Annotated in this window: 16 protein-coding genes, 1 pseudogene and 1 riboswitch; of the genes and pseudogenes, 9 read left to right on the top strand and 8 right to left on the bottom strand. The window is 36.7% G+C overall.

What is annotated here, in order from left to right; translation table 11 throughout:
* The first annotated feature begins 133 nt into the window (after positions 1 to 133).
* The 3 genes from OTK00_RS02405 (at position 134) to OTK00_RS02395 (ending at position 3,455) form a co-directional block, all read left to right on the top strand.
* Complete coding sequence (locus OTK00_RS02405; protein ID WP_241765554.1) at positions 134 to 697, top strand: TetR/AcrR family transcriptional regulator; 564 nt, start codon at positions 134 to 136, stop codon at positions 695 to 697.
* Positions 698 to 831: 134 nt separating this feature from the next.
* Positions 832 to 1,821: an FAD:protein FMN transferase gene (locus OTK00_RS02400; protein WP_241765555.1), complete on the top strand. Its 990-nt coding sequence runs from the start codon at positions 832 to 834 to the stop codon at positions 1,819 to 1,821.
* Positions 1,818 to 3,455 (top strand): 4Fe-4S binding protein, encoded by a 1,638-nt coding sequence (locus OTK00_RS02395; RefSeq protein ID WP_052670948.1) that lies wholly within the window; start codon positions 1,818 to 1,820, stop codon positions 3,453 to 3,455. The genes OTK00_RS02400 and OTK00_RS02395 overlap by 4 nt, the downstream gene beginning before the upstream one ends.
* Before the next feature lie 72 nt (positions 3,456 to 3,527).
* Here the strand turns inward: OTK00_RS02395 and OTK00_RS02390 are convergent, their stop codons facing one another.
* Genes OTK00_RS02390 through OTK00_RS02380 form a run of 3 tightly spaced genes read right to left on the bottom strand, consistent with a single transcriptional unit; the run spans position 3,528 to position 6,214 of the window.
* Positions 3,528 to 4,289, bottom strand: coding sequence for an aminotransferase class IV (locus OTK00_RS02390; RefSeq protein ID WP_045170389.1), 762 nt, complete (start codon positions 4,287 to 4,289; stop codon positions 3,528 to 3,530).
* Positions 4,290 to 4,311: 22 nt separating this feature from the next.
* The gene (pabB, locus tag OTK00_RS02385; RefSeq protein ID WP_408612654.1) at positions 4,312 to 5,631 is read right to left on the bottom strand and encodes an aminodeoxychorismate synthase component I; all 1,320 of its coding nucleotides are present in this window, start codon (positions 5,629 to 5,631) and stop codon (positions 4,312 to 4,314) included.
* 16 nt (positions 5,632 to 5,647) lie between these two features.
* Positions 5,648 to 6,214: an anthranilate synthase component II gene (locus OTK00_RS02380; protein WP_045170391.1), complete on the bottom strand. Its 567-nt coding sequence runs from the start codon at positions 6,212 to 6,214 to the stop codon at positions 5,648 to 5,650.
* Between the two features lie 223 nt (positions 6,215 to 6,437).
* Here OTK00_RS02380 and OTK00_RS02375 point away from each other — a divergent pair, with 223 nt between their 5' ends.
* The 3 genes from OTK00_RS02375 to OTK00_RS02365 all read left to right on the top strand — a co-directional run bounded on the left by OTK00_RS02375 (position 6,438) and on the right by OTK00_RS02365 (position 10,864).
* Positions 6,438 to 7,559: a DUF362 domain-containing protein gene (locus OTK00_RS02375; protein ID WP_045170392.1), complete on the top strand. Its 1,122-nt coding sequence runs from the start codon at positions 6,438 to 6,440 to the stop codon at positions 7,557 to 7,559.
* Between the two features lie 60 nt (positions 7,560 to 7,619).
* Positions 7,620 to 7,774, top strand: a riboswitch (cyclic di-AMP (ydaO/yuaA leader).
* A gap of 128 nt (positions 7,775 to 7,902) precedes the next feature.
* A complete protein-coding gene (locus OTK00_RS02370) occupies positions 7,903 to 9,381 on the top strand; it encodes an IS200/IS605 family accessory protein TnpB-related protein (protein ID WP_045170393.1) in 1,479 nt (492 codons plus the stop codon).
* Between the two features lie 124 nt (positions 9,382 to 9,505).
* Positions 9,506 to 10,864 carry a beta/alpha barrel domain-containing protein gene (locus tag OTK00_RS02365; protein WP_045170534.1) on the top strand — a complete coding sequence of 453 codons (1,359 nt, stop codon included), beginning with the start codon at positions 9,506 to 9,508 and terminating at the stop codon, positions 10,862 to 10,864.
* Positions 10,865 to 11,005: 141 nt separating this feature from the next.
* Here the strand turns inward: OTK00_RS02365 and OTK00_RS02360 are convergent, their stop codons facing one another.
* Positions 11,006 to 11,167: a hypothetical protein gene (locus tag OTK00_RS02360; RefSeq protein ID WP_157841041.1), complete on the bottom strand. Its 162-nt coding sequence runs from the start codon at positions 11,165 to 11,167 to the stop codon at positions 11,006 to 11,008.
* A 178-nt stretch (positions 11,168 to 11,345) separates the two neighbouring features.
* Between OTK00_RS02360 and OTK00_RS02355 the strand changes: the two genes are divergently transcribed.
* Complete coding sequence (locus OTK00_RS02355; protein WP_045170394.1) at positions 11,346 to 12,389, top strand: hypothetical protein; 1,044 nt, start codon at positions 11,346 to 11,348, stop codon at positions 12,387 to 12,389.
* A 507-nt stretch (positions 12,390 to 12,896) separates the two neighbouring features.
* Here the strand turns inward: OTK00_RS02355 and OTK00_RS02350 are convergent.
* Positions 12,897 to 14,273 carry a helix-turn-helix domain-containing protein gene (locus OTK00_RS02350; RefSeq protein WP_045170395.1) on the bottom strand — a complete coding sequence of 459 codons (1,377 nt, stop codon included), beginning with the start codon at positions 14,271 to 14,273 and terminating at the stop codon, positions 12,897 to 12,899.
* Positions 14,274 to 14,541: 268 nt separating this feature from the next.
* Between OTK00_RS02350 and OTK00_RS02345 the strand changes: the two genes are divergently transcribed.
* Complete coding sequence (locus tag OTK00_RS02345) at positions 14,542 to 16,413, top strand: choice-of-anchor D domain-containing protein (protein ID WP_268760823.1); 1,872 nt, start codon at positions 14,542 to 14,544, stop codon at positions 16,411 to 16,413.
* Positions 16,414 to 16,526: 113 nt separating this feature from the next.
* On the opposite strand, the gene glmS is transcribed toward OTK00_RS02345, so the two are convergent.
* The 3 genes and pseudogenes from glmS to OTK00_RS02330 form a co-directional block, all read right to left on the bottom strand.
* Positions 16,527 to 18,362 (bottom strand): glutamine--fructose-6-phosphate transaminase (isomerizing), encoded by a 1,836-nt coding sequence (gene glmS / locus OTK00_RS02340; RefSeq protein WP_045170397.1) that lies wholly within the window; start codon positions 18,360 to 18,362, stop codon positions 16,527 to 16,529.
* 325 nt (positions 18,363 to 18,687) lie between these two features.
* Positions 18,688 to 20,037: a phosphoglucosamine mutase gene (glmM, locus tag OTK00_RS02335; protein WP_045170398.1), complete on the bottom strand. Its 1,350-nt coding sequence runs from the start codon at positions 20,035 to 20,037 to the stop codon at positions 18,688 to 18,690.
* A gap of 209 nt (positions 20,038 to 20,246) precedes the next feature.
* Positions 20,247 to 20,522: pseudogene (locus OTK00_RS02330) on the bottom strand (AEC family transporter); the annotation flags it as partial.
* Positions 20,523 to 20,638: 116 nt separating this feature from the next.
* On the opposite strand from OTK00_RS02330, the gene OTK00_RS12225 reads away from it, so the two are divergent.
* Entirely contained in the window at positions 20,639 to 21,370 is a 732-nt protein-coding gene (locus tag OTK00_RS12225) for a transposase (RefSeq protein WP_408612616.1), read from the top strand.
* Positions 21,371 to 21,495: the final 125 nt, after the last annotated feature.

Raw genomic sequence — 21,495 nt, 5'->3', positions numbered from 1 at the left:
TTAAAAAGTTGACATTTTACATATAAAATAAATTAAGGTATAATGTTAGTTAGGCAAAGAATTTAAAAATCTTAAAAGAAAGGGATATTAAATGCTTCTGAAAAAACAGGGTAAAAGAAGAGAGGAAAAAAAATTGTTAAAACAAAATAGACTTCTTGATGCAGCATACAACCTATTTATTGAAAAGGGAATCACAAACACAGCCATTGATGAAATTGTCAAAAAAGCCGGGGTTGCCAAGGGAACATTCTATCTTTATTTCAAAGATAAAGAGGACATTCTTGAAAAATTAATCATCAGGAAAAGCGCTGAGATTGTTAAAAAAGCTCTGAATGAAATAAAAGACCGACAGTTTTCATCCCCAACAGATAAACTTATTTGTTTTATGGAATACATCATTGATTACCTGAGCAAAAATAAATATCTGTTTAGATTTTTAAAAAAAGATTTTTCATGGGTTTTCTTCAAAAAAATTACTGAAAATGAGGAATTTTCTGAGATAAAAGCAGCAAAAGAAACCTTTTTAAGCAACATAAAAACAGGTTATTCTCCTGAAGAGCTTGAAATTGTGATTTTCATGATAATTGAGCTTGTGAGTTCCATAACATATTCAAGCATTGTCAAAGAGGAGCCCGCACCCATCGAAAAGGTCAAGCCACTTCTTCTGGACACCATTCGCAAAATTCTTGAAAATTAATTTTTCCATATTTTCTTAACATCTATTCACAGATTTTTAACAGCCAGTTCACACATCCTCTCTTTTTTTGTTTTATAATTAATCTCACATAACTTTTCAAATTACTTTTCAAAAAAGGAGTGAAAAATAAACAGGTGTCCTTGGCAGTATCTTTTGCAGCAAACAAGCCCATTGTAAAATCTTTCTGGGCACTTGGCACTGACATAAAGTTTAAATTTTACGAACAAGGCTTTGAAAGTGCTCTGGAAAAAGCACTGAAGTATTTATTCTGGGCAGAGTCCAAAATGTCAGTGTTCAATCCAAAAAGCGAAATTGCAAAATTAAATAAATTTGGCTTATATTTTCCTATTAAACTGAGTCCAGATATTTACCAGCTTATTGAAATGGCTGTTGAGCACAGCAAAATGACAGACGGATACTTTGACATTGCTGTCAAAAATCTTGTGGATTTGTGGAACAATTGCAGACACAAAAATCAAATGCCTGATAAATATCAAATTGAAAAAATTCTCTTTTCGGTTGGCAGTGAGAATATAAGGCTTTTGTCAAATTACAGAGTTAGGTTAAAAAATGCCACAAAGATTGATCTGGGTGGTATTGCAAAGGGTTTTATAGCAGACAAAATAAAGGAAATTTTTTATCACCATGGTATAAACTCTGCTATTGTTGACCTTGGTGGACATATCCTTGCAATTGGCAAAAAGGGTGAATCTTTATGGAAGGTTGGAATACAGCACCCCAGCAAAAACAGAGGCGAAATCATTGGAATCATTGAAGTATCTGATACTTCTGTTGTAACATCGGCAAGTTACGAAAGATATTATAATATCCAGGGAAAGAAGCTTTCACACATAATAAGCCCAAAAACAGGCTATCCGGTTGAAGACTTCATTTCGAGTGTCACGGTAATCAGCAGCAATTCAACATTTGCCGATGCAATGTCCACTGCACTTTTTGCAATGGGCTTTAAAAAGGCTATAAATTATATTCAGAAAACCAGGCTTGATGCAATTGTCATTACAACAACCAGGGAAATTTACCTGACACCCAATTTAAAAGAAAAATTTATTTGTACTGATGATTCTTATAGAGTAATTTCAACAAATGAGGTGATAGTACTGTGAAAAGAAAAATTTTACCCGTGCAGATTTTAAGGTATTTAACCCAGTTTCTTTCTTTTCTGCTTTTTCCAATGTCGTTTGCCATTTTGCTATCTCAGATAAAAAGTTTATATTTAGCTTTCATAGGAAGAGAAAACTTTAACTTTAGTTCAAACTTTATTCTTTTGATTGTAACAATAGTTTTGACAATCTTCCTTGGCAGATTTTTCTGTGGTTTTATATGCTCATTTGGAGCGGTTACTGAGTGGATAAATCTCTTTTCCAGAAAACTTTTTAAAATCAGATTTGAAATGCCAAAAAAGCTTGATAGGATACTGAAAGGTTTAAAGTATATTGTACTGATTTACCTTGTTGGATATATCTGGACTTTTGACAAAAAGCAATATGTTGATCCGTGGGATGCTTTTGATAATATTATCTCCCTGAATTTTAATGTTTCTTTTTATGTTGCAAGCTTTGCTTTTCTGGCAGGCATATTTGTTTTATCTATTTTTGTTTCAAGACCATATTGCAGGTATTTCTGCCCACTCGGTGCAATATTTGCTTTATTTTCAAAAGCAAAAATAGCATCTGTCAAGAAGAAAGATAAAAATTGTGGTCAATGTAGAATATGTGAAGAAGCATGTCCAATGGGAATAGACACGGAAAATGCAGAGAAATACAAAGGTGAGTGTATATCCTGTATAAAATGTGTTGAAATCTGCCCGCGTTACAATATGCAGCTAAATCTTGCAAATCAGCCTGTCAACCCAAGATACACAAGCAGCTTAACAGTTGCAGGACTTTTTGCAGTATTTTCTGCTCTGAGCTTTTTGCCAGCTGCAAAAAAAGTTGACACACCTAAGACCAGCACCATAACATCCTCTGTTGTGACAGAAAATTATCAGACTGAGAAAACCACTGAAAATATAAATTCTTCGGAAAATAATCAAGCAAATGTTGAGCAAAAGTATCAGGCAGAAACCAATAAAGACAGCAGTCAACAAACAATTGAGGCTCAAGTTCAAGAAGAAAATAACACACAAAAAGATTCTGCTTCATCAAAAGTTCAGCAAAATCAAAAATCTTCAGTTAGCTCTGATAACTTAGAAGTCAAACAAAAAATCGATTCTACCCGGTCACAATCTTCTGATAAGGCTACACAAAAAAGCCAGGCAACAGACATTGAAGAAAGTAAGAAAACTGTGCAAAACTACAGCTATTCTTCACAACCTTCAAATAGCACAGATAAAACATCAGAGGCAGATTTACAGCAAGAAAATCCTTCTGCAGCAGCTGAAACAAATACACAGAGTTCAGAAAATTCGAACACCATCACACAATCTTCTAATGCTAAATCCAGGATTTACAAAGACGGAACTTACACAGGCGAGGGATTTGGCTACAGACCCGGCCTTGTTGTTGAGGTCACAATAAAAGATGACAGGATAACAAAAATTGAAATAGTCTCTAATAATGAAACACCAGGCTTTGCCCGGCTGCCATTTGAAATTATCCCTCAGGAGATTATTGAAAGTCAATCAACTGATGTTGATGTGGTCTCCGGAGCAACAAGAACATCTTACGGAATAATCATGGCAGTTGAGGATGCTTTAAACAAGGCAAAGATTGAAAACTCATCAGGCTCGCAAAATTAAAAATAAATGTTTTTGTATTATAACTTAAAAGCTACCCACATAGGTTACAGACCAAAAAATGGGTAGCTTTTTTTATTTTGCATGCCATGGTCTTTTAAAATATTCATATTCTGAAATGGTATCAACAAACTCTCTGCTTGAAAACTCAAACCTATCAATCTTTTTTACAGGAAAAACTCCCGCAATGCTGCTGGTGATAAAACACTCATCCATCTTTGATATTGCATCCAGACTCAAAAACTCTTTTTTTACCTGATAGTTCAGGTTCTGTGCAATCAAACACACCTTTTTTCTAACAATGCCGGACAAAAGCCCGCATGACAGGTGAGGTGTATACAAAGTGGTACCTTTTCTGAAAAACACATTGGCAAACGCAGCCTCGCAGACAAAACCATTCTGGTTTAAAAACAGGCAGCTATCATACCCCTTTTCCTTTGCACGGGCTTCTTCTATAAAATTTAAACCCATGTTAAATGTTTTGATGTAATTCAAAATGTTTTTTGAATCTTTTCTTGACCGTGCAATCTTCAAACTCAGTCCTCCTGTAAAAAGTTGTTTTGAATACCTTATCTCTTTTTCTTCAATTATTAAAGTATTTTTAAAATATGTTACTCTGATTGAACCATAGTTTTTTGAAGCTGAAAATATATAATCCAAAACCATCCTTTCAAACTCATCAAACCCGATTTTGCAGGGCTGTTTCAAAATCCAAAAAGCCCTTTTCAATCTCATAAAATGTTCATATAAAAAGTGAGGTCTACCTTCCTGATAATATATGGTCTCAAATGGCAAAAGCCCAAATCTGAAATCATCAAAACCATCTGCCAGAAACAACTTGAAAACTCGCCCCCATTTTTTAAATATCTTCTATAAATTCTTTGCAGCCCAGTATCTCAAAAAAAGGTCTTCCCTTGTATAATGTCTCCCTGTACTCCTCTTCTTCATCGGAGTCCCAAACAATTCCACCACCGACATTAAAATAGACACTGTCGCATTCCAGCACAAGAGTTCTTATTGCAATGTTAAATTCCATATTGAAATTGTTTGATATATACCCTATAGAGCCTGTGTACACTCCTCTTGGGTCCTTTTCAAGCTCCTCAATTATCTTTATTGCATTTAATTTGGGCGCGCCTGTGATAGATCCTCCTGGAAAGGTGGCTTTTATTATATCATAAAGCTTGACATCAGGATTTATTTCACCTTTTACTGTTGAAACTAAGTGAAACACACTTGAGTAGCTTTCCACCTCAAAAAGTTCTGGCACATCAACCGTATGGGGTTTGCAAATTTTAGCAAAGTCATTTCTCTCAAGGTCAACAATCATCAAAAGCTCTGAGCGACATTTTGTATCATAAAAAAGTTTTTCTTTCAAAATCCTGTCTTCAGCCGCATTTGCCCCGCGCTTTACCGTCCCTTTAATTGGCTTTGTTATAATCTCGGAGCCTCTTTTTCGCAGAAAAAGCTCGGGTGATGTAGAAATTATGCTTGCTTTTGGAAGATTTATGTATGCGTGATATGCACCAAAATTTCTTGTTCTCAAACAGGAGTATAAATAATCAGGATCAAATTTACCTTTGAAAGTAAATCGCTGAGACAGGTTTACCTGATAAACATCACCTTCGTATATGTAATCCTTTATCCTCTTTATGCAATTTTTATATTCCTCTTTTTCAAAATTAGAAGTAACTGATAAAACAGCAGGCTCTTTAAAAGCTATGCTTTTTAGATTTGCTTTTTGTGCAAGTATAACTTCTGTTATGTCTCTTAAATCACTTTTGGAAGAAATTTTGATATAAACTTCTTTTTTTAAATGGTCAAAGACAATAAAATCTTCATAATATCCAAAAAAAGCTTTATATACACCTGAAAAGTCTTTTTTTCTCTCCACTTTGCTGAGGTCAACACCAAAATTGTACGAAAAATATCCTGCAAAACCACCGTTAAATATAAATTCTGAATGGTTACTTCTCTTTGAAATCTCTTCAGACAGCCTTTTTAGATATTCAAAACTATCATCGCCATCTTTGCAAATAAAAACCTCTTTTGGTCTTAAAAATAAAAATGAATACCGTCCGTAGTCTTTATTATAAAGATTGCTCTCAAATAGAACTGTAAAATCTTCTTTTAAATTTAAAAACGCCCAAAACAGCTCAAAATCATCATAAACCTTCAATACATTCAACAAACCTTCACCCTCTTAAAAAATTTTCCAACATCAAAAGCCCCTGTTCTGTTGCAATTGACTCCGGATGAAACTGGACACCTTCAATTCTGTAAATTCTGTGCCTTATTCCCATAACCTCACCATCTTTTGTATAAGCAGTAATTACAAGATCTGTATTTTTTATGCTATCTTTTTCCAGAATAAGCGAATGATATCTTGTGACATTCAAGGGACTTTTCAGGTTTCTGAAAAGTCCCTGTTTGTCGTGATTTATTGTATCTACAATTCCATGCATGGGTCTTTTTGCCTTTGCAAGCTTTGCTCCAAAGTACATTCCAATTGCCTGATGCCCCAGACACACACCCAGAATACTTTTGGTTTCTTTAAAATGGTGTATTATTTCAAACAAAATTCTGTCATCGTCCGGTCTTCCCGGTCCGGGTGACAAAACTATATGTGAAGGGTTCAGGCTATATATAAAACCTATGTCAATCTCATCTCTGTTCTTTACAACTGTCCTTACACCCAATCTCAAAAAATAGTTGTACAGATTGTAGGTAAATGAGTCAAAGCTGTCAACAATCAAAACCATCTCAAATTTTCTTCCATAAGTAAGTATCCTCTATGATACTTTATATCAAAAAAGTTCACTCTTGTAAATCCTACTCGGGCTATTGTACTATAAGTTAAGTAGCTTGATATTAAATGCTTTAAAATTTTGCAGCGCCAAAATCAAAAATAAGCTATTTACAAATCTGAAAAGAGGATTATAATTTTTCTCACAGAGAGTTTTTGAAGGGGGATGGAAAGAAAACATGGCTGGATCAAAGGTTTATTTTACAGACTTCAAAACCAAACCCGGGTATAATATGCTTGATAAGCTTGAAAATCTTGTGAAGAAAGCAGGGATTGAAACAATCGATTTTAAAAACAAGTTTGTTGCTATCAAGGTTCATTTTGGTGAGCCGGGAAATCTTGCTTATATCAGACCAAATTATGTGGCAAGGATCGTAAAGCTTATAAAAGACCTCGGTGGAAAACCGTTTGTAACAGATGCAAATACACTTTACACCGGAAGAAGAAGCAATGCAGTTGACCATCTTCAGGCTGCCTATGAAAATGGGTTCAATCCGTTAACTCTGGGCTGCCATGTTATAATTGCAGACGGACTTAAAGGAACAGAATACAGAGAAATTGAAGTGAACTTAAAGCATACACAGAAAGCAAAGATAGGCTCTGCAATAGCCGATGCTGACATTGTGATTTCCATGAACCACTTCAAAGGGCATGAGATGACAGGTTTTGGCGGTGCTATCAAAAATATTGGTATGGGGTCTGGCTCGCGCGGTGGTAAGCTTTTTATGCATTCATCTTCAAAACCGGTTATAAAAACTTCAAAGTGTGTTGGCTGTGGAATGTGTGTCAAAAGCTGTGCACAGCTTGCAATTGCTCTCAATGAGAAAAAGAAAGCAGTTATCGATTATGAAAAGTGTGTCGGGTGCGGTCAGTGCGTTGCTGTTTGCCAGTTTGAAGCAGCAACTGTAAGATGGGATGAGGCAGCATCAATTGCAAGTGAGAAGATTGCCGAGTATGCATATGCAGTTTTAAAAGACAAACCCAATTTTCACATAAACTTTATAATGAACATATCTCCTGACTGTGACTGCTGGTCCCACAATGATATTCCCATTGCGCCCGACATTGGTATTGCTGCATCGTTCGACCCTGTTGCACTGGATAAAGCATGTGTTGACCTTGTAAACAGCTCCACATTCACCCCGGCCGGCTGTGTGCTTGAAAAGGCAAAACACATTGAGGTTGATGGCAAAATAGACAGGTTCAAAAGTATCCACCCTGACACAGACTGGCAGGTAGCATTAAAACATGCACAGGAAATTGGGCTTGGAAGTTTGGAATATGAGCTTGTGAAGGTTTGAACATACTTTCTTGCAAAACTGCTTCTTTTCTGGTATGATAAAAAGCATAATAAAAAATTAAATTTAAATGAGCTGAATTCCTGTGGCAAAATCCACAGGATAGGGGGGACCCAGACTTTCTGGGGTGAATCAAGGCAAGTTTTGCCTTGTAGGGCAAAGATCCCTTTCTGCCCGAACCCGTCAGCTAACCCCCGAAGCTTTGAAAGGGAGGTTCACAACAGTTGAGAATAACAATGCAAAAAGGTATAATTTTGACTGGGTAGCATTAAAAGTTATTCTGTGTACAAAAGGTTGGTAATATATATGCTACCAGCAGAAGAGCTTTAATAAGAGGTGTAAAAACTTGATAACAGTTCAGGCTAAGCTGATTTTTGAAAGTTATGAAGACAGGCAAAAGACATTGGAGCTTATGAGAAGATGGTCATCTTGCATGAGATTTGCATACAAAAGGCTATTAGAAGGCTTTGATAGAAATAGCCTCAAAAGAGAACTGCAAGGGATTTTTGATTTGAACTCAAGGTATGTAGATGATGCAATAATGAAAGCAAAGGCTGTTTTAGAGTCCTGCAAGCAAAGAGGGGAAGACCCGAGGAAAGCTATCTTTGGCGGCAGGCCGCTTTTTGAAAAGCTCAAAAAGCGGCATATAAATGGAAAGCCTTATAAAAAGCTCAAGATTGAGTGGCAGGAAAAAAGGAAAGGGAATTTATATTCAAGAGGAGATAGAAGCAAGAAAGGAAACTTGAACACAAGGATTGTGGTAAATAAAAGTGGCACATTTTTGAGGATAAATATAGGAGATAGAAAATATGTATTTGCAAGATTATCAGCCGGTTATAAGAAAGACAAAGATAGAAGACAAATTTTACAGGAGATTGCTGCCCTTGGAGTGCCTTATTCGGTAGAGCTAAAACTCAAGAATGGGAATGTGTATGCTTACTTTTCAGTAGAAGAACTCTTTCCGGCGATAGAAATCACCAGAGAAAACGGTGCTATAGGTATAGATACAAATGCATATCCAAATCACATGGCATGGGTAGAGGTGGACAGGAGCGGACAGTTTATAAGCTATGGCAAGATTCCAATGCCAGAGCTTGAAAGTGGAACCTCTGACAGAAGAGAGTATTACAGATGGCAGTATGCACATGAGATTGTGAAGATTGCAAAAGAGAAAAGAAAAGCTATTGTGATAGAAAGGCTGAATATAAAAGACAAAGGAACAAGAGGTGACTTTTCGGGCAGAAAATCAAGACGGATAAGGCACTTTTTCAGCTACAGGTCGCTTCTTTACAAAATCAGGATTTTAGCAAAACGAGAAGGGATAGAGGTTATAGAAGTAAATCCTGCGTACACATCGGTGATAGGGATGCTAAAGTTTGCACCGCAGTTTATGATAAGCAAAGATATTGCAAGCGCATATGTGATAGCAAGAAGAGGACTTGGGAAAAAAGAGAGGATACCTGCTAACTACATGGAGCTTCTTAGCAGACTTGACACCAGTAGTTTAGAAGAGCTGAAGGAGTATGTAAGAAAAGAAGTTAAAAATGCCAACTTGAAAAAAAGGCAGATCAAAGAGATAGAGTATGTAATGAGTAAGATACAAAGCCCTGGGAGTGAGCCAGGGAGGCTATTTGCACCTCTGGGTGGAACAAGTGCGATTAGCTGTAGCGAGAGCTACAATCTCTGGCGAGTTCTCAGGGTAGCGGTGGTAACGCCACTCTCCCCTGACAGGGTATTGCGAGATATGTCTGTCCTGAAGCGGATATTGGTTTCAGGGCAAGTGGGGGGACCGGAAATCGGCGCAAGTTCCTGCTTCTTGGGGTAGGGGCTATGACTTTCCCAAAAACCGCCTGCTGGGGCTGGGAAAGTCTTGAAATGGCGGACTACAAATACCCCAGCCGTCTAAGCTTGTGCAGTTTTGCACAGTTTAGATGACCAGGTTTGTTTTTATGAATGTCAAATTTAATTCAAAGACCCACATTCTTGAGATTGAGTACCAGTTCAGAGATGTTCAGGAGCCAAATCTTTTCAGAAACATCTATCCGTACAATGAAGTGCCGAGGCTTGTTTTCAACCACAGAATTGTGCCCATGAACGTGCCAGAAAGGCTTTATATTACCGACACAACCTTCAGAGACGGTCAGCAATCACGATCGCCCTACACCATTGATCAAATCTGCAGGATTTATGACTACCTGCACCAGCTTGACAATGGAAGCGGCGTTATTCTCCACACAGAGTTTTTTGTGTACTCAAAACAGGACAAAGAGGCAGTTTTGAAGTGCCTGGAAAAAGGTTATGACTTTCCAAAGGTTACTGCCTGGATCAGAGCTAAAAAAGAAGATTTTGAGATTGTAAAAAGCCTTGGCATCAAGGAGACAGGGATTCTGGTTTCATGCTCGGACTACCACATTTTCAAAAAGCTCAAAATGACAAGAAGCCAGGCAATGAAGCAATACCTGGAGATTGTATCATCAGCACTTGAGGCAGGAATTATACCGCGCTGCCACTTTGAAGACATCACAAGAGCCGACTTTTATGGATTTGTTCTGCCATTTATAAATGAGCTTATGAAGCTTTCCAAAGAGGCAAAAATGCCTGTTAAAATCAGAGCATGTGACACACTGGGGCTTGGCTCTCCAATTCCAGGGGTGGCTCTTCCAAGAAGTGTGCCCCAGATAATCTACGGGATTGTGAACTATGGTGAAGTGCCATCCGAGTGGCTTGAGTGGCACGGTCATAACGACTTTTACAAGGCTGTGATAAACTCCACAATGGCATGGCTTTACGGTGCTTCAATGGTAAACACATCCCTTCTGGGAATAGGTGAGCGAACCGGCAACACTCCTCTGGAAGCGATGGTGATGGAATATATTCAGATTCGTGGTTCGGCAGATGGCATGAATGTTGCCGTGATATCTGAGATTGCCGAGTATTTCAAAAAAGAAATAGGTTATGAAATTCCACCAATGACACCTTTTGTTGGTGAAAACTTCAATGCAACAAGAGCCGGGATTCATGCAGATGGGCTTATGAAGGATGAGGAAATCTACAATATATTTGATACGGGGAAAATTCTGGGAAGACCCCCCAAGGTCATAATTGATGCTTACTCAGGCATTGCTGGAATTGTGGTCTGGATAAACAGGTATTTTAAAGACAGCGGCATTGACATTCAGGTTGACAAAAAAGACCCAGGAGTCTTAAAAGTAAAAGAGTGGGTAGACAAACAATATGAAAATGGCAGAAATACATCAATCAGTGATGAGGAGTTAAAAGAGGTTGTAAAAGAGGTATTTGGTATATAATATGAACGAGGCTGTCTAAAAACAAAATTTTAAAATTTTATTCCACGACATATAGAAAAATTAAATAAGTCAAAAAACTATATATTGTAAGAAAGGGGACTATCCAATTATCTTTTTGGATAGCCCCCTCCTTAAATACTCTTACATTTTAAAGTACTCCGGATTCAAAACAATTACAACATTCCCTTCATAGTCTATAGTTGTACCAAGCAGCAGTTTATTGCCTTCTATGGACTTAGGAAGAGGTTTTATTACAAACTCTTCATTCCCCAGGAATCTTTCAACAGCTATGCCCAGCTTCATGCCATTTACAAGCTTCAGATATCACAAACATAAGTGTGCAGACTATTAAAAATAAGATTGAAAAAAGCTAAAAAAACAAAAGAGAAAACTAATGGTCATTTTTTTAAAAAAGATGTTATAATTATTTATAGTAGAGTTGCAAATCAGAGTTTGAATTAAAGGTTCTGGAGGTGAGAAAATGAAAGGGTTTAAAAAGATTTTTTGCGTTGTTGCAGCAGCTTTCTTTTTGCTTTTCAACTTGAGCTCATTTGCCATTGCTTTACAAACTTCTTCAAATTCACTGAAAACATCATTTAAGTCCGAACTTTCCAGGCTTTTAAATGTTGACACACCTATTTCCTGTGACATCATTACAACATCAAGGGGCCAAAAATCCTTAGGATTTGGTGTAAACATTGCAGTGAATAAAACAAATAGCTACAAAATATCTGCAGACAGGAAAAACAAGAGATTTTTTGTTTATGCCAGGAAAGGAAATTTATCCTCAACAACTTATGTAAATGGGCAAAAGGTTTATACTCTGGATACAAAAGACAACAAATATGTAGAAAATATTATTCCATCAAGTTTATGGCTTTCGATAAATATGTTAGACATGCCACTTTCTCAAAATCAGAACAAGTTCAATCAGGCGGTTTTGAGCTACCTCAGCTCTCAGGCATCTTCTATTATAAAAGGCGCTTACAAAGCAAAAACTCTGGCTTTTGGCAAAAATGTTGACTGCTATGTACTTACAGCAAATCTTCCTGGAAAAATTCTGGAGCCAGCTGTAAAGAATCTCTTGATTTCCAATACAAAAACCATACTTTCTCAGCTTTCGCCGATGATAGACTTGTATCTGAAGACATTGACAGATGAAGAAAAGCAGGCTTTAAAATCTTTAAACGTAGATCCTGCTTCAATTAACGCAGATCAAATTACAAAACTGATTGAAAATGCAATTTCTTCCTCAGTAAACTCATTAAAGCTGGACGATTACAGAGTAAGTTTTTACCTTGATCAAAAAACAAACAAAATTGTGAAGATAATAATCAAAAACATACCTGCAAACAGCAATGGTGTTTCTTCAAGAGTTGAGATAAGCAACATTCTAACAGGAAATGATGTGAAGTTTCCGCAGATAAGTCAGGCTATGATAAAATCACAAAGCAGTCAGCTAAATTTAGCAGGGATATTGAAGCTTTTAGAAGATTTTGTTTCAAAGATTCAGCAGCTAAAATAAAGTAGTGACTTTATTCCAAAAGTCAAGCAAAAGGGGCTGCGGTTCTGAAAAAAACCCGCAGCCTCCTATTTTTTTGCATTGGCAGAAGTCTTGTTTCCAATTTTGTTAACAATCAAATATTACTACGATAGTAACATCTTTTATTTCCGGTGATTTCAAAGAATTTGTAAAAGGATTTTCAGTCATATTTTTTCACCACCCAAATCTTTATACTTCATCTTTATTTTCTGATATTATTATTGACTTTTCAAGTTGAAAAAGCAATAATTTTGGTGGAAAAATTTGATTAAATATTTGTAGATGTTTATGCACACTTTTCAAAGGAAGGAGAAATTACTCCCATCTCATTTATCTGGCTGGATGGGAAAACGTATGAAATTGATAAGATCATAGAAAAAAGAAATGCTGCCTCATTAAAATCTGGCGGACAGGGCATAAGATATAAAATACTTGTCCGCTCAAAAGTCCTTTATCTTTTTTGTGATGAGAACAGATGGTTTCTGGAATTTATATAGTTTTATATAAAAGTTCTAATTTTTCTATTACCCATTTTTTATCTCTATTTATTCTTGGTATTTGTTCCCATATTCTATCAATCGAGAGAATGATTGAATTTATAATTGTGGGTTTTTCAGATACCAGATAGGCAGGCTGTTTTGTTTTTTCATCTGTCCCAAACACCAGTGCCAGATTATCACCTGAAATAAAAATTTCACCATCAAAATCCAGTGCTTGACTTTTAATCAGTGCCACCTGAAAATTTTTATCTTCTTTTAATTTTTTTATTATTTTCTCTATAAGTAATTTTACTGCGATATTATCTTTTGATTTTACTTTTTCTTCAAACATCGCTCTGTTGTCATAAATATCATTTTTAACTTTCGTATCAGTTAGTTTATCAAAAAACAATATAATCTTATGCTGCGCAGTTCTATCTTTTATATCTCTGTTAGTTTCGATGATATCCAGGTAATATGGTATTGTCCCAATATAGTAATAATTTAGCCCGGGAGAAGCTTTCTCTAAAATAGTATCATATATATCTCTTTCATCTATGTTTTTTATTTTGTATACCAATTTCCTGCAACTTTTAAGATAACTATTGAATATCTTTTGCAAATTAATCACTGTTTCTCTGTCATCAAAATAAAACGTTATACTATCCTTGCTGTCTTGTACTGACATTGATAATATAGCTGAACAATCTTTCAGAACAAATATAGAAATTTTAATAATATTATCAGTATAGTGAGGTAAATAATAAGATACAATATCTCCACAAAAATATAATTTAATCCACTTTCTATATATAGTAGATAAACTATTTAAATCTCTGTCCACTGTATGAACAATCTTAATCCTGTGCTGGTTATATAAATTTTCTCTCATCAATTCTTCCCAGCATTCTAAAAATTTGCTGTCAGACAAAAGCCATGTCATATCTTCCTGGCTTAAAAGTAGCATTTCAGTAGGTTTGCTTTTTCTCCCTTCTCCCAAAAATCTAATAACAGCTTCTTTTCTGCCTTCGTTCCCGTAATATACAGAACATGCTTTTAATACTGGATTGTATATTCCTGAAAATTCACCTACTACATTTTCTTTGCTATTGAACAACCACTCAAATATTATTTCGCCAGTTGATAGTGATTTATCATCTATATCAGAAATAATAAATTTTAATTTTTGAATATTACTATCATCAATTTTATTAACCAAATAATCAACCAGTAGCTTAGCATGTTCTGAATCCGGATGCAAGATTCTTTTATTATTCTTCCATTTACTGATCAAAGAAGGATCAATGTATAAAAACCTTGCTAAATCGGAAGTTCTGATATTTAAAACCTTCATCAAAAGCTCAAGCTTATTCCCCAAATTGCTCATAATTATATATCCCCTCTTTTTGTCATTTAAATGTCATGGACAAATATATTCAAACTATTGAATTTATCTGTCATTAGACTTATAGTAAAAACATAAATCAATTTTGAAAGGATGAAAAATTATGAAACGAATCTTTCTCCTACTCCTCATTGCTTTATTACTTCTCAGCTTTACCTCTGTTTTTGCTGACAGCAAATTTTTCCCCTTTGCTGAAAAATTCAATACACCCGTAAAAGAATGGTTTGGAGGATTTGGCATAGACAACTCAATGTACACTTCAGATGGCAATTTTGTACTGGTAGGGGCTGTTACCGTTTCACCTTACACTGGATCGTGTCATCCTGCAATCTTAAAAGTAGATAAAAATGGCAAAATCATTTGGGCAAAGATGTTTGAGCTCAAAAAAGACTTAGCTACAGTCCACAACCGATTTACCAATGTAATAGAGCTTAGCGATGAAAGCTATCTGGCGGTCGGTTACTCAAAATCAAATTTTAACAACAAAGATGGCGCTGAAGAACTAATAGCTCTTAACATCCTACCAAATGGAAATATAAGGTGGTTTAAGGCATTTGGCAGAGAAACTAACAATGAACAGACGTGGCCATGTAACGTCGTTGAAAATGAAGACAATTCAATATCAATCTCAGGCATTGTGCGAGTATCAAGCGAAAATGTAACAGCCGGTTTTTCTCTTGATATTGACAGCAAGGGCAATGTTATAAGTGAATTTAATGTTGATGGAGTAGGCTGGTATACCAGAAAATATTTTAAGAAATTGGACGATAATAGTTATATTTATCAAGCTAATATGTATTACAGAGACAATGGCTGGTTCGATACTTTGAAAAGATACGATGCAAACAGGAGTCTACTCTGGTCAAAAGCGTATTACCTTTACTATCCCGAAGCCAAAAAGAACCTCAATATCACCGAAATTAAATATATTCAGGTAGACGATGGTTTTATATGTGCCGGAGATACAGAAAGTCGGATGCCTTTTATATTCAAAATAGATGACAATGGAAATGTTATCTGGGGCAAGCTTTTAAAATCCGAATCAGGTATTACAACCAACATTTGCCCATCCTTGGATAATGGTGCTTTTGTTACTTTAAAAAACGGATATTCTACTGTTGGAATGACAGTTATAAAGGTGTCCGAAAAAGGGGATATAAAATGGGCAAAAAACTATGGCAGCTGGGAAATTTTCAAAGTTCTCAATCCTTCTTCAGACATGTTATGCTATACTGGATATAATTCTCTTGCTGTAGTTAATTCAACAGGTGATGCAAATTTTGTTGATAACAACAACAGAGAGTTTTTTGTTGGCAAACCAATAAACGATATTGAAATTAAACAGGTTGAAATCAAAACGGTTGAAGGTGTCGGGCCAAGTGATTTTAATTATAAATATAATACCACAAAAAGCATGGATATAACAAAATACTTTGCTGTCAAAACAGATTTTTCTATAAATACTGCCATTTCATTAAGACCGGAAATACAGGTTGAAAAGCAGACTTTGAATTTTGGCAATGTTAAAGCAAATTCCTCACAAAGTTTGGTTCTTAATATTTCAAACAATGGACTTGGAATGTTGAAAATAGACAGTATTTCAATTACAGGGGCAAATAGCTCAGATTTCAAACTGAAAAATACTTTAACATCTATAAAATCAAAGCAGAAAGAACAACTGGTTATAATAGCCAATCCAAAAACTGCAGGACTGAAAAAAGCCACACTCAACATAACATCCAATGACCCTTTAAAAAGTCACCTGCAGATACAATTAATATGCAATGCATTAAATCCTTCAGGCATAATCAGCATAAGCGAAAAAAATGTTAACTTCGGCACAGTATCCATTGGCAATACCTATAAAAAGACTATTACAATATCTAACTTAGGTTCTGCAAACCTGAAAATTTCAGCTGCAACCATCGGTGGTACTGATACTGATGAATTTTCATTTGAGGCAAATAAAGTAATAAACAAAATTCTAAAGCCAAAAGAAAAGATTTCATTCAATGTAATATTAAAGCCAAAAACCAGGGGAACAAAGTCAGCCTATATAACAATAACCTCAAATGATGTCAACAAAAAATCCAGGATAACATTAACTGCACAGGTTAAGTGAATTTTGCCCTTGCTACTTCCAAAAAAAGCTAATAAAACCAAAAAGGGATAAGTGGCGCAAAGCCTTTATATAAGCAAGGCTTTATCACTTATCCCTTTTATTTTATCTTGCTCTTACTCCACAGTCACACTCTTTGCCAAATTCCTTGGTTTGTCAACATCGCAGCCTCTTTGCACTGCTGTGTAGTATGCAAAAAGCTGAAGTGGCACAACCGTCAAAACGGGTGCCAGGATGTCAAGTGTCTTCGGAATATATAAAACATGGTCTGACACATCTTCTATGGCAGTATTCCCCTCCTGTGCAACAGAGAGCACAACCGCACCACGGGATTTTACCTCTTTTATGTTGCTCACCATCTTTTCAAAAAGCTTTTCCTGTGTTGCAAGCGCAATTACAAATGTCCTATCTTCAATCAGTGCAATTGTTCCATGCTTTAGCTCACCTGCTGCATATGCTTCTGAGTGAATGTATGAAATCTCTTTTAATTTGAGTGACCCTTCCATTGCAACTGCAAAGTCCAAGCCACGACCCAAATAGAAGATGTCCTTTGCGTTAAAATGCTCTGATGCATACTTTTGAATATTCTCTTTGTGTGTAAGGACATACTCTATTTTTTCAGGAAGTCTTTTTATCTCATCTCTTATCTTTGCAAACTCATCATTTGATATTGTTCCAAGCTTTGTTGCAAAGTCAAGAGCAATAAGATAAAGGCAAATAAGCTGCGTTGTGTAAGCCTTGGTAGATGCAACGGCAATCTCGGGCCCTGCCCATGTATAGAGGCAATCATCCACCTCTCTTGCTATGGATGAGCCAACAACGTTGACAATTCCAAGCGTCCTTGAACCTTTTGCCTTTGCCTCTCTCATTGCAACAAGAGTGTCAATTGTCTCACCCGACTGAGAAATAACAATTGTAAGAGTATTCTCATCAACAATGGGGTCTCTGTAGCGAAACTCGCTTGCAATGTCAACCTCAACAGGTATTCTTGTGAGCCTCTCAATCACATATTTGCCCACAATCCCTGCATGGTATGCTGTGCCACATGCAACTATAAATATTTTGTGAAGTTTTTGCAAATCCTCTTTTGTTATCTTTATGCCATCCAGGTTTACCTCAAAGCTGCTATCTGGAAGCCTGCCTGTCAGCGTGTCCCTTACCGCCTTTGGCTGCTCCATTATCTCCTTTATCATAAAGTGCTCATAGCCGCCTTTTTCAGCTGATGAAACATCCCATGTAACGTGGAATACATCTTTTTTAATCTGCTCCTTTTCGGGATTTATAACCTCCACCCTGTCTTTTGTGATAATTGCTATCTCATTCTCTTCCAGGATATAGGTATCCCTTGTGTACTCCAAAATTGCCGGAATGTCCGAGGCAATGAAATTCTCACCCTGACCCAATCCTACAATCAAAGGACTGTCTTTTCTTGCTGCCAGAATCATATCGGGATTGTCAAGGCAAAGCACTCCTAAAGCGTATGACCCCTGAATCTTCTCAAGCGTTTTTATAAACGCATCCACAATGTCACCATCATAATAGTATTCAATAAGATGTGCAACAACCTCTGTATCTGTCTCGGAAGCAAATTCAAAGCCTTTTTTAATCAAAAACTCCTTTAACTTTAAATAATTTTCTATAATCCCGTTGTGGACAATTGCAATTCTGCCGTTCTGGCTCATATGCGGGTGCGAATTCTCATCGGACGGCTCACCATGCGTTGCCCACCTTGTGTGACCAATCCCGGCAAAACCATCAATGGGGTTCTCTTTTAGCTTTTCTTCCAGAGTAGCAAGTCTTCCTTTTGTCTTAACTATATCAATCTTCTGTTTATCTATATCAATAACTGCCACACCGGCAGAGTCATATCCTCTGTACTCAAGCCTTTTAAGCCCGGAGAGTAAAACAGGAACGCAGCTTTTTGTGCCAACATAACCAACAATTCCGCACATTGTTTTTTTGCCTCCTCCTGAGCCTTATATTTAATTTCCAAGCTGCCACACACCCGTAACAAATAAAAAAGCCTTTAGCCTTTTTCTTTCTGCTTTTGTCCTGGAAGTTACCTTCCGGGGTTTGTAGCAGAAAGTTACGAGGAAAAAGGCAAAACCCCGCCGGGGCACCCGCCGACAACCTCGATCCTCCCCGGTCCTCGTCAACCTCTGGAAAAATGCGCAAAATAAAGCAGCGCTATAACTTCCAGAGGTCCTGGCGCTTAAATAAAAAAAAAGTGTCAGGTGAAGATGACCATAAGGTTACATCCTAAAACTCAGAAGATTATCATGAAAGCCTTGATTCAATCAATTTTGCAAGAGCCTCGGCATCCTTTTTAATCTCCTCATAGTCCTCGCCCTCAATCATAACCCTTATCAAAGGTTCTGTACCAGATGGTCTTATTAAAACCCTGCCTTTTCCATTGAACTTGTGCTCTAAGGCTGAAATTGCATCCATTATAACACTATCTTCTTTGTATAGCTCCTTTTTGCTGTTTTCAACTCTTGCATTTACCAGCACCTGGGGGTAAACTTTCATTATCTTTGCAAGCTCAGAAAGCTTTTTGTTAGTGTTAACTATTAGCTTTGTCAGGTGAAGACTTGTCAGAATCCCATCCCCTGTTGTTGCATAATCCAGAAGTATTATGTGCCCTGACTGCTCACCACCAATTGAATATCCGCCTTCCAGCATCTTTTCAAGAACATATCTGTCTCCGACTTTTGTGACCTCAAGATTTATCCCAAGCTCTTTTGCAGCAACAAAAAGCCCCATGTTGCTCATAACTGTCACAACAAGGGTGTTATTTTTTAGCTTTCCCTCATCCTTCAAAGCTTTTGCCAGAAGAAGCATAATCTTATCACCATCAACAACCTCGCCATTTTCATCCACAAAAAGTGTTCTGTCCGCATCACCATCATACGCAATACCAAAATCAGCCCTGTTTTTCACAACCTCCTGCTTCAGCATCTCAAGATGTGTGGATCCACACTCTTTGTTGATGTTTGTCCCATCTGGCTGGTTGTTTATCACCAAAACCTCTGCACCAAGTTCTTCAAAAACCGTCGGAGCTATCTTATAAGCTGCACCATTTGCACAGTCCATGACAATTTTAAGCCCCTTGAAGCTTGCACCATTTAATGTTGATTTTAGATACCCCTTGTAGTCATTTTCAAGCTCAGCTTTATTTACTCTGCCTATTGCATCAAACTGAGCGTGTGGCACTTCATCCCACTTTTTGTTCAAAATAATGTCCTCAATCCTCTCTTCAATCCGGTCAGAAAGCTTGAAGCCCTGTGAATTAAAAAACTTAATACCGTTGAACTCATAAGGATTGTGCGATGCAGAAATCATAATTCCCGCATCAAACCGGTGCGATTTTACCAGGTGAGCTATAGCAGGTGTTGTAACAACTCCTGCAAGATACACATCTGCTCCGACAGAAGTCAGCCCGGCACACAGTGCAGCCTCAAGCATATCGCATGAGATTCTCGTATCTTTGCCAATCAGGATTTTAGGTTTTTTCCCGGGTTCGGTGAGCACATATGCACCAGCTCTTCCCAAATCAAACGCAAGCTCACATGTAAGCTCTTTATTTGCAATACCCCGAACACCGTCTGTTCCAAAAAGTCTTCCCATCAATCTCCTCCTTTTTCAGTAGATTTTATTTTACTTTATCTATTATATAACCATACATAAAAAATAACAATCTACATTTGCTGACCATTAGATATGTATACATCTTTTCCTTTGCAACATTGTGCTAATGTTAAGGCAAGTGATAAGTAAGAAGTATTTCCTTGGTTGTACAACCATCCTTTTATATTCATTATTACTTCCAAAAAATACTAAATAATCTTAATCAAAACCATCAAAAATGGCATTATCACAACCGACAGCACAGTAGAATATGTAATCATGGCAGTAGCAAACTCATAATCATTGTTATATACTCTTGAAATTATTGCCGAGTTAATCATAACAGGCATAGCAGACATTATTATAAAAACATCTCTCATAAGTTTAGGCACAGGAATAAAATGAGATAAGCTCCATGTTATAAAAGGAGTGATCAGAAACCTTCCAGAAAAGACCAGTAAAGAATCCCTGTCAAACTTAAAACTTGACCTTTTGCATAAACGCTCAAGATGAGCGTTATCAAGCTCTTTAAAACTCTTAAAAAAGTCTTCCTTCCTCCTCATAGATAGTGTAAAATTTATCTATATAAAACATACTTTCTATGAGGAGGAAGATAAAATGTTCAAAAACCAAAACAAACAACTATCTTTTCTCGAACTCTACGAGCACGTTAAAAACGTTGCTTCTTAGCAGCCCTCACACTTTGCTCGGCTTTTTCAGCAATTTCATCGATTTAAACCAGTTCATACCTGCATCCTTCTTCAAAACTTACTACAAATACTTCGGAAGACAAAGAGATTTCTCTTTGCAATCTATGCTCTGTGCTTTCTTCGTACAAAAAATCCTCAAACTCACTACATTAACTTGGCTGCGCGCTATCCTTCTCAACTCTTATCAGCTCAGAATCTTTTGCAACTTCAATAAAATACCTTCCATCTTTACCTTCTCAAGATTCAGAAAAATCTTCTGCCATGAGATTGAAAAACTCTTCTACAATATCGCAAACTATACTACTGCTTTAGAACCTAGGGTCAAAGAAAATAATTCTAAATTCATTCAATCACAACTTAAAAAAACTAAGTCTCAAAACATAGAGCTGCAATCTCATCTTATCTATTTCCTCACATATTCTAACCTTCCTCAAACTGCTTCTGCTTCCCCATATATCACTCGTATGTTTGCTAACGGTCATTTCTGCTATGCTTACAAATTCTCTATTCTCACCAGTGGCTTTGGCATCCCTCTTGTAATCTCACCTGCTTTTACTTTCCCTCAAAATAATGCATCTGACTTGAGCCTTACGCTAAAGCTATCTCCGATTCAAAAGCTCTGACTCCTTCTCTGATTAATTTGAATAAAAACTTTCAACACTCTTTCTCAACCTTCATCGCTGATAGCGCTTTTTTACTCATATGCAATCTACTCTACTTTAATCAATAACTTTAAGTTCTTCTTTTG

The organism is Caldicellulosiruptor morganii (assembly GCF_026810225.1).
Taxonomy (GTDB): Bacteria; Bacillota; Thermoanaerobacteria; order Caldicellulosiruptorales; family Caldicellulosiruptoraceae; genus Caldicellulosiruptor; species Caldicellulosiruptor morganii.
This window is presented reverse-complemented; position numbering and strand designations above follow the sequence as displayed.